This window comes from Shewanella sp., assembly GCF_051658185.1.
Taxonomy (GTDB): Bacteria; Pseudomonadota; Gammaproteobacteria; order Enterobacterales; family Shewanellaceae; genus Shewanella.
This window is the reverse complement of the sequence record NZ_JBOFMC010000312.1, coordinates 1-14,584: the sequence shown is the minus strand read 5'-3', so window position 1 is coordinate 14,584 and position 14,584 is coordinate 1. Positions and strand designations below refer to the sequence as shown.

Below are 14,584 nucleotides of genomic sequence, written 5' to 3'. Positions count from 1 at the left end.
TTTGTGCTTTCATGGCTGCACCATTATCTGAATGCAGCACAATGGCCTTACCTTGGCAGTTTTCGCGTAGCAGAGTCTTTTGCAGTAACTCGGCAGCTAACTCACCCGACTCTTGTTCATGCACCTCATGACCAACAATGATCCGATCCCCATGTACTGGACAGCAGATTAAGAGAGCACTATCGCCTAACGAGGTGACCTGTGACTGCCCATCGCCAACCAAGGATCGTGCATTCCGAGCAGTTCAAATCCGAAGCCTTGCAACTCGCAGCTAAGATCGCTGTAACCAGCGCGGCCAAGCAACTCAATTTATCCTCCAGCCAGTTTTACGTTTGGCGTAATGCGTTTCGCCGTAAACAGTCCAGTAGTGAGCGTGAACACACATTTGCTGTTGAGATGGATGGGCGGCAAATAGGGCCGCGAGGTATGGCTCAAATGGTTCTAAGTAGGTAAACTTGCGCGATATTTTTTGCCATAGCACTACGGGTATTTTGCCGTCGCACTATGGCAACGCTACATCATTGGGTGTGGTCGCAACCTTATTGAGAATCTTGGCATGGCAATTAAAAAAAACGAACTCTATTCCACACTGTGGGCAAGCTGTGATGCACTGCGTGGCGGTATGGATGCCTCGCAATACAAAGACTATGTGCTTAGCTTACTGTTCGTGAAATATGTTTCGGACAAAGCAAAGGGTAATCCTTACGCCATGATTGAAGTGCCTGACGATGCGCGCTTTGAAGATATGGTGGCGCTAAAAGGCAGCAAAGATATTGGTGAAAAAATTAACACCATTATTAGTAAGATTGCGGCCGCCAACGATCTGCAAGGCGTGATCAACATTGCCGACTTCAACGACGAAGAGAAGCTCGGCAAGGGCAAAGATATGATCGACCGCCTTGGCAATCTGATCGCCAATTTTGAAGGCTTAGATCTCTCAGCCAACCGTTCAGAAGGGGATGATCTGCTGGGTGATGCTTACGAATATCTGATGCGTAAATTTGCCACCGAATCGGGTAAATCCAAGGGGCAGTTTTACACCCCAGCGGAAGTGTCGCGCATTCTGGCCAAGGTGATCGGTATCAGTCGCCAAACGCCACAAGATGCCACCGTGTACGATCCGACCTGCGGCTCCGGTTCACTGTTGCTCAAGGCCAGTGATGAGGCAGGCCCGAAAGGCTTGACCCTGTACGGGCAAGAGATGGACAACGCCACCAGTGCCTTGGCGCGCATGAATATGATCTTGCACGACAACCCCACCGCCAAGATCTGGAAAGACAACACGCTCGCCGCGCCGCAGTGGAAAGACCAAGACAACCAGCTCAAAACCTTTGATTTTGCTGTGGCCAACCCGCCATTTTCCAGCAAAAACTGGACTAGCGGAGTGCAGGTTGCAGAGGATCCTTATGACCGATTCACTTGGGGCGTGCCGCCCGAGAAAAACGGCGATTACGCCTTCTTGCTGCACATTCTAAAAAGCCTCAAAAGTACCGCCCAAGGCGCCGTGATCCTGCCGCACGGCGTATTGTTTCGCGGCAATGCTGAAGCGCGCATCCGCGAAAATCTGCTCAAGCAGGGCTACATCAAAGGCATCATCGGCCTACCGGCTAACCTGTTTTACGGCACCGGCATTCCCGCCTGCATCATCGTGATCGATAAAGCTGGCGCCTCGCAGCGCGCGTTAGGCAGTGCTAACGCGGCCGCTCAGCAGGTGTTGATGATCGATGCCAGCCGTGGGTTTATCAAAGACGGCAATAAAAACCGCCTGCGCGAACAAGACATTCATCAAGTGGTGGATAGCTTCAACCGTGGCCTTGAAACCGCCGGCTACAGCCGCTGGGTGCCGCTGCATGAAATCATCGCCAACGATTACAACCTCAACATCCCGCGCTATATCGACGCCAATGCCGGCGAAGATCTGCATGACTTGAGCGCCCATCTGCAAGGCGGCATCCCCGAGCGCGATATTGCCGCCTTGGATGCGTACTGGCAGGTGTTCCCGAGTTTAAAAGCCAGCTTGTTTACACGGCTGCGCGCCGGTTATCTGCACGCTAACGTGCCGGCGGCGAAGGTCAAAAGCACCATCTTGGCGCACGCCGAGTTTGATCGTTTCCAACAGGCCGCGGTGGCGCCGTTTAGCGCTTGGTTTGATGCCTGTGCGTTTGCCGATTTCGCCCCCAACGATCAGCCTAAGGCCCTGATTGATGAGGTGAGCGAAAGCCTGCTCCAAGCTTATCGTGATGCGGCCAGCACGACCGGCGGCTTACTCAACCCGTATGCTGTCTATCAACTGCTGATGGATTTCTGGCACAGCCAACTGCAAGACGATCTCTATGTCATCGCACAAGAGGGCTGGATGGTCGGAGGCCAACTGCGCGAACTGGTAGTGGCCAAGGGCGAAAAAGCTAAAGAGAGCGCAGACCTTGTTGTGGGCAAAACTAAATACAAAGCCGAGCTCATTGCACCTGCGTTAATTGCCAGCCGCTTCTTTGCTGCTGAGCAGACTGCATTAGCCGCCTTGCAAGTGGCGCTAGATGAAGCCAGCCACGCATTAGAGAGCTTTATCGAGGAAAACAGTGGCGAAGAGGGCTTACTTGTTGAGGCAATGAATGAAAAAGACAAAGTCACCGCAGCCAGTGTTAAAGCGCGTTTAAAGCAAGTTATTGATAATGAAGAAAAAACAGCACTTAAGCAGGCTCAAAAACTGTTTGATGCCGAAACCAGCGCGAAAAAAGCGCACAAAGACGCCAGTGAAGCCTTGGATAAAAAGGTGCAGCAGCGTTACGGCACCTTAACTGAGAGCGAAATAAAAACCCTGCTGGTGAGGGATAAATGGCACGCCCACCTGCATAGCGCCTTGATGGCCGAAATCGAGCGCGTCACCCAGCAACTGGCCAACCGCGTCAAAGAGTTAGAGGAGCGTTACAGCGCCCCCTTGCCGCAACTGACCCAGCAGGTCAGCGATCTGGAGGCCAAGGTGGCCGCGCACTTAACCGCGATGGGCTTGGAGTGGACGCGATGAGCGAGCTTCTCTTGGCTAGCTTAAATAAATTGGTGGCAGCCATCACCCAGCAGATAGAGCACAGCCGAAACCAAGTTCGCCAAACGGTGAATAGCGCTATGGTGCAAAGCTATTGGCAAATTGGCCGCTTAATTGTCGAAGAAGAGCTGCAAGGTGAACATCGCGCCACTTACGGCAAGCAGCAGTTGCAGCAGCTCTCGGCGCAGCTTACTGAGCGTTTAGGTAAAGGATTTGATGTGACCAACCTGCGCCATATGCGCGCTTTTTATCAAACCTTTCCAATTCAGGACGCACTGCGTCTCGAATTAAGTTGGACGCACTATCGCACCTTACTGCGTTTAGAAAATCCCGCCGCGCGCGAGTGGTACTTACAAGAGGCCATTAACCAAAACTGGAGCGCCCGCGCCCTAGAGCGGCAAATCGGCACGCTCTATTATGAGCGGTTGCTGTCTAGCCAGAATAAGGCATTGCTCGAACAAGAAGCCCAAACCAATACCCAGCCTTTGGCCGACACGACTAAGGATCACCTGCGCGACCCCTATATTCTTGATTTTTTAAACTTGCAAGATAAAACCTACCAAGAAAGTGATCTAGAACAAGCCATTATCAGCAATCTGCAGCAATTTTTGCTTGAGCTGGGCAAAGGTTTTGCCTTTGTCGAGCGCCAGCAACGGATCCGGTTTGCGGATGAAGATTTCTATATTGATTTGGTGTTTTACAACTTCAAGCTGAAATGCTTTTTGTTGGTGGATTTAAAGATCGGCAAATTAAAACATCAAGATATTGGCCAAATGGACACCTATGTCCGCCTGTATGACGAACAACGTAAAGGCGCTGACGACAACCCGACCATCGGCCTTGTGCTATGCAGCGAAAAAAGCGAGGCCGTGGTGAAATATTCGGTGCTGGCGGATCAAAAGCAGCTATTTGCCGCCAAATACCTGCCTTATTTGCCCACCGAAGCTGAGCTAAAAAATGAACTTGAGCAAGAAAGAGTGCGGGCGCAGGCAAGGCTAATACAAACACGTCAGGCAGGGCAGGAGTAAGCGATGAGCGTTAACCATAAGAATCTAAGCGCCGGCCAGCAAGATAGCACTAAAGAAAACCGCTGCAATAGGAATGGCGCTGCTGAACTGAATGCGGTGCCGGTGGGCTATAAGCAGACCGAAGTTGGGGTTATTCCGGAGGATTGGGAGGTAGTTTGCTTGGGTGAGATTGGCCAATCTTTGATTGGCCTTACATATAGCCCTAAAGATGTTTCTGATGGTGGTGTATTAGTATTACGATCATCAAATGTTCAAAATGGCAGACTGGCATATGAAGATTGTGTCTTTGTTCAAATGGAGTTACCGGACAGAGTTATAGTAAAAGAGGGCGATATACTAATATGTGTCCGAAATGGTAGTCGGCAGCTTATTGGAAAGTGCGCGTTGATAGATAAATACGCACAAGGCTTCGCATTCGGTGCATTTATGTCTGTGTATCGAACTGAAGCATCTGGTTTTGCTTTTTATCAATTTCAATCAGATGTTATTCAATCGCAAATCAATGAAACAATGGGTGCAACCATAAACCAGATTACCAACAGAGATTTGTCTGGTTTTAAAATAATGATACCTAATAGTATCCTTGAACAAACCGCGATTGCTAATGTGTTGTCGGATAGTGATGCGCTGATTGGTGCCTTGGAGCAACTGATCGCTAAGAAACAGGCGATCAAGAGCGCCACTATGCAGCAATTGCTCACCGGCCGCACCCGCCTGCCTCAGTTTGCCTTGCGTGAAGATGGCACACCCAAAGGCACCAAGCCAAGTGAATTGGGAGAAATCCCGGAGGATTGGGAAGATCTTGGGTTCGGGGCGCTATTTCAGCCGTCGATATCTAAGAAGCCCATCAAACCAATGAGTTTAGTGTCTTTTGTAGGAATGCAAGATGTCACAGAACAAGCCCAATTATCGACTCAACACGTATTGGCAATTGAAAATGTAAAAAGCGGGTTCACTTACTTTGAGCGCGGAGATGTCTTGGTTGCGAAGATAACTCCCTGCTTTGAAAATGGTAAAGGATGCCATACTGAGACCCTGAGTACTGACATTGGTTTTGGCAGTACCGAATTTCACGTTCTACGAGCTACTGATAACTCGGATTCGAGATTCATTTATTACTGGAGTAACAGAAATGTATTCAGGAAATCCCTTGAATCGGAGATGGTTGGTAGTGCAGGCCACCGAAGAGTACCTCTGTCAGCAATAGCAAAATATACAATTCCAGTTCCACCAAAAGAAGAACAAACCGCCATCGCTACCATCCTCTCCGATATGGACGCAGAGATTCAGGCACTGGAACAACGCCTTGGCAAAACCCGCCAAATCAAACAAGGTATGATGCAAGAGCTGCTGACGGGTAAAACGCGTTTGGTGCAACCGCTAAATAAGGAGTCACAACATGGCTGACCAACAGCAAAGTTATAAAAAAGCTCGCTTTTTTAAATGTGCGTTGCAGGTTAATCCAGCGGGTTATATTCAATACCGTGGCAAACAACAAAGCTTGTCTGAATCTGACTATAACCAGCAGTTGTTAAATGCTGCGCTGGAGGCGGGCATTGAGATTATCGGTTTGGCTGACCATGGCTCAATCAATGGCTACGAAGAAATTAGAGATTTATTTCAACCACATAACATCGTGGTGCTTCCCGGCTTTGAAATTGCGTCCAGTGAAAAAATACATTTTGTCTGTTTGTTTAGCGAAACCGCCACGGCAGACTTAATAAAAATGCATTTGGGTGCGTTAGGTGTAGATATTAACCAGCCTGCTGCGCCTGTAACAAAATCTGCCATTGATATCATCAATTACATTAATGAAAAAAACGGTTTTATCTACGCTGCGCACTGCACCAATGACGACGGTGTATTAAAGCGGCGCATGGATCATGTCTGGCAACATAAAGGGCTTTTGGCTGCGCAAATTCCAGGTTCTATCGAAGATTTAAACGGTGTTGAAAGCGATTTTTACCGCAAAACATTCCTAAATAAAGAGGCTAATTACAAGCGTGAACGGGAAATGGTCGCGCTTAACGCAGCTGACGTCGAAGCACCTGAAAAAATAAAAGAAGCGGGGGCCTCTTGTTTAATCAAGATGACCAAGCCTTGTTTTGATTCGTTTAAACAAGCCTTTTTGGATGCAGGATCTCGGGTTCGCTTAAATGCTGATAAACCGGAAAATTATGCCTCTGCCATCGAACGTATTCGCTTTATTGGCGGTTATTTGGACGGCGTTGATATTGAATTGTCTGACCATCTGAACGCTGTAATTGGTGGGCGTGGTACGGGCAAATCAACCTTGCTGGAGTGTATTCGCTACGCATTTGCATTGGAGCCTAAAACTCCAAATGCGCTAAAGCAACATAAGAGTGTGATTGATAGCAATCTTGGCAAAGAGCGAGGATGGGTGGAAATTACGCTGCGCTCAGCCGTGCTGCAAGGGCGAAAATTCACCGTAAGTCGTAAATATGGTAATCAGCCGGCAGTGGTAGATGAGCAAGGCAATGTATCACCTTATCATCCGACTGAATTGTTGCCCGGCTTAGAGCTATACGGGCAAAACGAAATCTATGAAATGACCCGCGCCGAACAAAGCCGTAATCAGCTGATAGAGCGCTTTTTAGAAGGCGAGCACGAGCACTTTGATGCCGATATTGCCAAAGTGCTGGCAAGGCTTAAAGAAAATCGTGGATCGATTAAGCGTGCGCTGGAGCAAAGAGACGATATTGCAGCAGAGGTGGAGCGCTTGCCTAAATTGCTGGATCAGGCCAAGCAGTATCAAGCATTAGGGATTGAAGAAAAGCTGAAAATTATTCCTAAGCTAGCCAAAGAAAAGCAGTTGAATGCGCGTGTTGATGAAGAGGTGACGCGGGTAAAAGACGTTATTGGAGCCCTTAACGACAGCTTGCCAGATACTGTATTTTTAAGTGATAGCGCATTGGATGGCTTGCCACATGCGGATTTATTTAGGCAACAGCGAGTGGCGTTGGGCGCCTTAAAAACCGGCGCACAGCAAGTGCTAGTGCAGCTAGAACAGCTTGTTTCGAATGCAGATACGCAACTGGCACCGCTCAAACAGATGTTGCTCGAACGTCAGCAGGCTGAAGAGCTGAATTTAGAAAAAGCCTTTAAGGATATTCCTGCCAGCCAAGGAAAAACGGGGCGGCAAATTGGGGCTGAATATCAGACGCTATTAAAGCAAATAGAGCAGATCCGGCCCCAGCAAACCACATTGCAACATCGCCAAGCGCAAATTGATGAGTTGTACAACCAGCGCAAAGGACTATTGCGGGAGCTGGATCAGCATACCAGTGCCCGAGCCGCTAGCATCTTGAGATCAGTTAAACGCTTAACGCGAAAGCTGGAGCAAAAGGTTCGACTTAGCTTGCAGCCCGAAGGCAACCGCCAAGCATTGGTTGATTTTCTTAGTGAATGTCATTTAGAAGGCGTAGGCGCGAAGCGCTTAGCTTGGGTGTTGGACGGCAATTTTTCACCCAGTCATCTCGTCGCCACGATTCGCCAAGGCGAAGCCGCATTAGCTGCCAACTTTGATATTACGGGTACGGTTATTACTGCGTTAACCCGATTGCCAGAAATAAAGCGTTTAGAGCTAGAAGAGCTGCAACTGCCCGATACGATGCAAATTGAACTGAATGTGACCCATGGCGAGCGTGATGCGGTATTTCGCCCGATTGAGGAGTTATCAACGGGGCAGCAGTGTACCGCTGTTTTGCATCTATTGCTTTTGGATAATCAAGACCCTTTGATCTTGGATCAACCTGAAGACAATTTGGATAACGCATTTATTGCTGAGCGGATTGTCGCAGAGCTTCGCCGAGCAAAACTAAGCCGCCAATTTTTGTTCGCCACACACAATGCAAATATTCCGGTGTTTGGCGATGCCGAATGGATTGGCGTGCTAAGTGTTGATGACACTAAAGGGATTATTTTGCCGGATCAGCAAGGGGCGATTGATCTACCGGAAGTTAAAGAGCTAGCAGCAGATATTTTGGAAGGCGGTAAAAGTGCATTCAATCAGCGCCGTGAAAAATACGGATTTAATTGAGCACATAATCGACCTCGGAGATAAGTATGTTAAAGACGGAGTTGTTAGAAATCATCGCGAGTGGTGAAAACTCAGGGATTGAGTTTAAACGCGATGATATTCGACCAGAGCAATTAGCCATTGAAGTGGTGGCGTTAGCCAATTTTCAGGGCGGAAAAGTATTATTGGGGGTTGAGGATGACGGCAGCATTAGTGGTGTGCAACGGGATAATTTAGAAGAGTGGGTGATGAATGTTTTTCAAAGCAAAATTCACCCTATGATCCTGCCCTTTTATGAAATTGTTCGTCTGGATGATGGCAAGCATGTGGCTGTGATCAGCTTTCCTCAAGGCATTTCTAAGCCCTATGTGGTGCGAGATCGAGGGCGAGAGGATGTTTATATCCGCGTTGGCTCTACCTCACGTATCGCAACGCGTGAGCAACAGATGCGGTTATTTGAATTAGGCGGCATGTTGCATACCGAGGTGATGCCTGTACCGCGTACAGATATAAGCTGTTTGGATATAGCGCGTTTATCAGACTATTTTCGCAATATTTTGCGCGATCCTGATGCACCTGAAACTGAAGAGCAATGGCAGGCCCGTTTGCTTGGATTGAGTTTTTTAACCGAGATTGATGGGCGTATTTGCTGCACTGTAGCGGGCTTAGTGTTGTTTGGTAAGCATCCGCGCCGATATCTTAAACAATCAGGTTTAAGGCTGCTGGCTTTTAACAGTGAGGATAAAGAGTATCAAGCGCTATTAGATGAGATCCTCGATGGTCCGATGGTGGGGCGCTGGGATATGGAAGAAGGTGAGCGGCGTTTGGTGGATGCAGGGATTATTGAGCGTTTTATTGAGCTGATGAGCCCATTTCTTTCACGAGAAGCCGACCAGATTGATGCGGACCTGCGTCGAGAAAAAGCGTGGTTTTATCCTTTAGAAGCGGTGCGTGAGTCGTTGATTAATGCTTTGGCACACCGAGATTGGACGCGTTTCGTGGAAATTGAAGTAACGAATTACGTAAACCGTTTTGAAGTCATTAGCCCGGGGACTCTGAATAACTCCATGACTGTGGAAAAAATGAAGGCTGGCCAGCGTTCGCCACGTAACACCATCATCATGGAGGTGCTGCGTGATTATGCTTACGTTGATTACCGCGGTATGGGCGTGAGAACCAAAATCGTGCCGCTCGTGAAACAGTGGACAGGTAAAGAACCTGAGTTTGTAGTAACGGATGATTATCTGAAAACTGTTTTTTATCGTTAAGTAAAAGGAAGGAAAGTTAACGTGATCATTGGCCAACGGGAGCGCGAGACCCAAAATCGCGTGGTGCAATTTTTTCAAACAAAACTGGGCTATCGCTATTTGGGCGATTGGCACACCCGTGCCAATAACCGCAATGTTGAACCCGAGTTATTGACCCGTTGGCTAGAGGGGCGGGGGGTGGATGCCGCGTTGATCCCTCGTGTGTTACGCCAACTCGATACTGCGGCCAGTTTGGGCGAGGGGCGCCAGCTCTATGACGCCAACAAAGAGGTTTATCGTTTATTGCGCTATGGCGTGAAAGAGAAACGCGGCGCCGGTGAGCTAAACCAAACAATCTGGCTAGTTGACTGGAAAAATCCCGCAGCGAATGATTTTGCTATCGCGGAAGAAGTGACAGTGGTTGGGGAAAACACTAAGCGCCCCGATCTGGTGTTGTATGTGAACGGCATCGCGTTAGGGGTGCTTGAGCTGAAGCGTTCTACGGTGTCAATTGGCGAAGGCATCCGCCAAAATCTAGATAACCAGCAGCAAGCATTTATCCGTAATTTCTTCACCACTATGCAGTTAGTGATGGCGGGCAATGATACCCAAGGGCTGCGCTACGGCACGATTGAAACGCCGGAAAAATACTATCTGGAATGGAAAGAGGAGAGCGAGCACCGCGCGTTGCCTCTGTTGGATCGCCATTTGCTGCAGGTGTGTGCCAAGGCGCGCTTTTTGGAGCTGATCCACGACTTTATCGTGTTTGATAGCGGGGTGAAAAAGACCTGCCGCCATAACCAGTTTTTTGGCATTACGGCCGCGAAGGCGTTTTTACAGCGGCGTGAAGGCGGGATTATTTGGCATACCCAAGGTAGCGGTAAGAGCTTAACCATGGTGTGGCTGGCTAAGTGGATCCGCGAAAACATGCCCGATAGTCGGGTGCTGATCATCACCGACCGCACCGAGCTGGATGAGCAAATCGAGAAGGTGTTTGCCGGTGTCGATGAGGATATCTTGCGCACCCGCAGCGGAGCTGATCTCGTGCAGCGGTTGAATGTGCCCGCGCCGTGGTTATTGTGCTCATTGGTGCATAAGTTTGGCCGCCACGCGGATGAAACGGAGGCGGAGACGGAGGATAGTGAGGCGTTTATCGCCGAGCTGCTTTCTGGCTTGCCATCCGATTTTTCGCCGAAAGGTAATTTATTTGTTTTTGTCGATGAGTGTCACCGCACCCAGTCCGGTCGCTTGCATGCGGCCATGAAGCGCCTGCTGCCCGAGGCGCTGTTTATCGGCTTTACCGGTACACCTTTGCTGAAAAAGGATAAAAAGAAATCGGTCGAAGTGTTTGGCCCTTATATCCACACCTATAAATTCAATGAAGCGGTCAACGATGGCGTGGTGCTGGATCTGCGCTATGAGGCGCGGGACATCGAGCAGCGAGTGAAATCGCAAGCCAAAGTTGATGAGTGGTTTGAGGTAAAAACCAAAAACTTGTCGCGGGTGGGGCGCCAGCAACTCAAGGTTAAATGGGCCTCGATGCAAAAATTGCTGTCGAGTCGTTCGCGTCTTGAGCAAATCGTGGCGGATATCTTGCTCGACTTTGAGCGTAAGCCGCGTTTGGCCGATGGCCGCGGTAACGCCATGCTGGTTTGCGCGAGCGTGTATCAAGCGTGCAAGAGTTACGAGTTGTTTGCGCAGTCCGGCTTTGCCGATAAGTGCGCTATCGTGACCAGTTATCAGCCGAGTGCGAGCAGTATTAAAGGCGAGGAGAGCGGCGAAGGGGTTACCGAGAAGCTGGCTAAATACACCATTTATCGCCAGATGTTGGCGCAGTTTTTTGCCCAAAGCGAAGATGAGGCGGCCAAGCGCGTTGAAGAGTTTGAGAAGGCGGTTAAGCAGCGTTTTATCAAAGAGCCGGGGCGTATGCGCTTGTTGATCGTGGTGGATAAGCTGCTCACGGGTTTTGATGCGCCTTCTGCGACCTATCTGTACATTGATAAAAAAATGGCCGATCACAACTTGTTCCAAGCCATTTGTCGTGTGAACCGCTTAGCCGGTGCCGATAAAGATTATGGCTATATCATTGATTACAAAGACTTATTTCATTCACTGGAAAAAACCGTCAAGGATTACACCGCCGGTGCGTTTAAGGATTACGACACCAAAGATATTGATGGCTTGCTTAAAAATCGCTTAGTGCAGGGTAAGGCGGATTTAGATGCGGCGCTTGAGGCACTGCGTATGCTCTGTGAGCCGGTTCGCGCCCCGCGCAGTCAGGAAGATTACCTACACTATTTTTGTTGTGAGGCAGGCGCTGCCGCCGAGGTGCTGGAGGAAAAAGAGGCGCTGCGCGTGAGTTTGTATCAAAGCGTGGCCAAGTTAGTGCGAGCGTTCACCGCCTTAGCCGATGAATTGGAAGAGGCCGGTTATCGCCCCTTAGAGGTGACCTCTTTGCGTGAGGAGGTGGCGTTTTATACCCAACTGCGCGACACAATCAAGATTGCCAGTGATGACCATGTCGATATGAAGCTGTTCGAGCCGGCGATGCGCCAAATGCTGGATCTGTATCTCGATGCGGATGCCAGTGAACAGCTGATGGATTTTGAGCAATTTGGTCTGTTAGAGCTGTTGATGGATCGAGGCTCCGAGGCGCTGGAGGGGGCGCCTGAAGCGCTGCGTAAAAATAAAGAGGCGATGGCGGAGGCGATTGAAAACAACGTACGCCGTGCCATCGTGGATGAAAATCCAGTCAACCCGAAATACTACGAAAAAATGTCGGTGCTGCTAGATGAGCTGATCGCATTGCGCCGACAAGAAGCCATTGATTATCAAAGCTATCTGGAACAGGTGCGCGCCTTGGCGATGCAGGTCAAACGGCCGGCTCACGCCAGTACAAGCCCTTACCCTAGCGCGATGGATACCGCCGCTAAACGTGCTTTATACGACAACTTAGGCCAAGACGCCGAGCTGGTCAGCAAGATTGATGCCGCTGTGCGTAGCACGAAAAAAGCCGATTGGCTTGGGGATCGCTTTAAAGAGCGAGAAGTTGGCTTTGCCATCAGGGAGGAGATCGAGGGGTATGATGTGCAAGTTCCGGATGTGATGGCGTTGGTCAAAGCCCAGCCGGAATACCATTAATGGCGTTAGTGACCTATGGCGATTTGACCTTTGATCTGCAACGCAAGGCGATAAAAAACCTGCATATCAATGTCTTGCCTCCCGAGGGGCATGTGCGCGTATCGGCGCCACTTAACTTATCCGATACCGCCATACGCATTGCTGTTGTACGGCGTCTGCTCTGGATCCGCCAGCAACAGGCCGCCTTTGCCAGCCAAGCGCGGCAAAGTGAGCGGCAGCTGTGTAGCGGTGAAAGTTACTATTTGTGGGGGCGCGCTTATCGCTTGGAGGTGGTGCCAAGTTCCAACGTGGTGTCAGTAAAGCTGCAAGGCGGCTGGATCAAGCTGCAGGCGCCACTCACCTACGAGGCGCCACGCCGAGAACTGGCATTACAGGCATGGTATCGCCGCCTTTTGCAGCAGCGTTTGCCGGCGTTATTGGCCAAATGGGAAGCGCGATTGCAGGTGCACGCGGAGTTTGTCGGTATCAAACGCATGAAAACCAAATGGGGCAGCTGTAATCCAGACACCAAGCGTATTTGGCTAAATTTAGAGCTGGTGAAAAAGCCCCCAGAATGTTTGGAGTTTATCGTGGTGCATGAGTTAGTGCATTTGCTTGAGCGTGGGCACAACAGCCGTTTTATGGCGCTCATGGATCTGCATTTGCCTAATTGGCGAGAGCAGCGTACTAAGCTCAACCAGATGCCACTGGCCTATAACGAATGGATTTATTGATCGTGTGCAGGGGACGAGCCAATCATAACGTTCGCTGATGCACGGGCTGTGTCATTCACCTTAACATCCTCCCCGCCCTGAAGGGCGGGGATCCCCACGTCACCGCAACCAACCTAAGCCGCATTAAGCAGCTTTAGGGTTATGTCCAAGTCGGCGGCAGGCAGCACCGAAAAGCCGGGGAAGCAGGTTCGGGCCAAGTCAGGTCTGAACAAAGCGATCCTCGATCAAGGTTGGTTCGAGTTCCACCGCCAACTCGACTACAAATAGGCATGGAATGGCGGGCACCTGATAGCGGTGCCACTACACAGCGAGCGTTAGCGAGAGGTGGGAGGACGTCAAAAAAGGGTACGGCCACAACAAACCCGACCGTTTAACCTGAGCATAAATCTCAAGTCCGCTTATGCGGTAAGGTTGGATCCGACCTATGCCAATGACATCATCTCCATACCTATGTGTGATGAAACTGAAATTTCGATTGAGTCAGTTTGTGCCAAAATGACACGTGAATTGCTTGTTGCACACTTTGACGCCAAAATAACCATGTGACAGTTTGACCCGACTTTCCGCACCTGTTTTTGGATTTATTTTCGGCGATGATGGCTACACGTTCGTAGCAAATGGCGAGTTGGGCGGTCTTGGCTCGGTGGTGGCAAAAATGGTTAAAAGCCTTTGTTCCATGTTTGCGCCCCCTATGAAGTGAATTGTTACGTAACCGATTATTAATACACGAGCAACCATATGACTTCATTGAATTTAGCATTTTGATCTGAATTTCGTGAGCCTTGTCACTTTTTAAATTTGAAAATTAGGTGCGGAATGACGGTTTGACACATAGGAGATCAAGCACCTCATAGAGACCTACACCAAATACAAGGCTTACCAAGCGGGTAAAGCTGTATTCAAAATTCCCGCCCCGTACACCAGTCAGGAGTGCGCCAAATGCGATCACACTCACCCCGACAACCGAAGATCACAAAAACTCTTTGTGTGCGGTAAATGTGGCAATACTGACAATGCAGATAACAACGCATCATTGGTTATTAAGAAACGGGCAATTAACCTAATGTTAGACACAGGAACGGTGTTGTCTGACGATGGGGTTCTACGAACAAAGTCAGATAGTGGACGTGGAGGCAATCGTAAGACTGGCGAGTCAAAGGCTCGACTAGCAGTGTCCAGCGAAGCGTCAAAAAAGAAAAGTTAGCGGCTTAGGCTGCTTTCTTGGAAGCTCGCTACCTTTAGCAGATGCCCCGTAAACCCTCGCCCAATCGGGCGGGGATATAAGGGGAGCTAATCTGGTGTGTTCTGCGAACTCTTGTGCCATCGTGCCTGGACATCAATGGTATCACCTACGGCTGTTGCTCATATCACCCGTA

General features: G+C 49.6%; 10 protein-coding genes. 9 read left to right on the top strand and 1 reads right to left on the bottom strand.

Going from position 1 to position 14,584, the window contains the following annotated elements:
• A partial coding sequence (locus ACRCZA_RS11935; RefSeq protein WP_438674652.1) for a hypothetical protein occupies positions 1-223 on the bottom strand: 223 nt, incomplete at its 3' end.
• Between ACRCZA_RS11935 and ACRCZA_RS11930 the strand changes: the two genes are divergently transcribed.
• From ACRCZA_RS11930 to ACRCZA_RS11890, 9 genes are all read left to right on the top strand, one after another.
• On the top strand, positions 202-453 hold the full coding sequence (locus ACRCZA_RS11930) for a transposase (protein ID WP_438674650.1): 252 nt from the start codon (positions 202-204) through the stop codon (positions 451-453). The genes ACRCZA_RS11935 and ACRCZA_RS11930 overlap by 22 nt on opposite strands.
• 103 nt (positions 454-556) lie before the next feature.
• The gene (locus tag ACRCZA_RS11925; RefSeq protein WP_438674649.1) at positions 557-3,022 is read left to right on the top strand and encodes an N-6 DNA methylase; all 2,466 of its coding nucleotides are present in this window, start codon (positions 557-559) and stop codon (positions 3,020-3,022) included.
• Positions 3,019-4,068 carry a PDDEXK nuclease domain-containing protein gene (locus ACRCZA_RS11920; RefSeq protein WP_438674648.1) on the top strand — a complete coding sequence of 350 codons (1,050 nt, stop codon included), beginning with the start codon at positions 3,019-3,021 and terminating at the stop codon, positions 4,066-4,068. Before ACRCZA_RS11925 ends, ACRCZA_RS11920 begins: the two co-directional genes overlap by 4 nt.
• Positions 4,069-4,071: 3 nt before the next feature.
• The gene (locus ACRCZA_RS11915) at positions 4,072-5,475 is read left to right on the top strand and encodes a restriction endonuclease subunit S (protein ID WP_438674647.1); all 1,404 of its coding nucleotides are present in this window, start codon (positions 4,072-4,074) and stop codon (positions 5,473-5,475) included.
• Positions 5,468-8,128 (top strand): TrlF family AAA-like ATPase, encoded by a 2,661-nt coding sequence (locus tag ACRCZA_RS11910; protein ID WP_438674646.1) that lies wholly within the window; start codon positions 5,468-5,470, stop codon positions 8,126-8,128. The genes ACRCZA_RS11915 and ACRCZA_RS11910 overlap by 8 nt, the downstream gene beginning before the upstream one ends.
• 26 nt (positions 8,129-8,154) lie before the next feature.
• A complete protein-coding gene (locus ACRCZA_RS11905; protein ID WP_438674645.1) occupies positions 8,155-9,375 on the top strand; it encodes an RNA-binding domain-containing protein in 1,221 nt (406 codons plus the stop codon).
• 21 nt (positions 9,376-9,396) lie between these two features.
• Positions 9,397-12,495 carry a type I restriction endonuclease subunit R gene (locus tag ACRCZA_RS11900; RefSeq protein ID WP_438674644.1) on the top strand — a complete coding sequence of 1,033 codons (3,099 nt, stop codon included), beginning with the start codon at positions 9,397-9,399 and terminating at the stop codon, positions 12,493-12,495.
• Positions 12,495-13,208, top strand: coding sequence for a M48 family metallopeptidase (locus ACRCZA_RS11895; protein ID WP_438674643.1), 714 nt, complete (start codon positions 12,495-12,497; stop codon positions 13,206-13,208). Before ACRCZA_RS11900 ends, ACRCZA_RS11895 begins: the two co-directional genes overlap by 1 nt.
• Before the next feature lie 838 nt (positions 13,209-14,046).
• Positions 14,047-14,412: a zinc ribbon domain-containing protein gene (locus ACRCZA_RS11890; RefSeq protein WP_438674651.1), complete on the top strand. Its 366-nt coding sequence runs from the start codon at positions 14,047-14,049 to the stop codon at positions 14,410-14,412.
• Positions 14,413-14,584 lie beyond the last annotated feature (172 nt).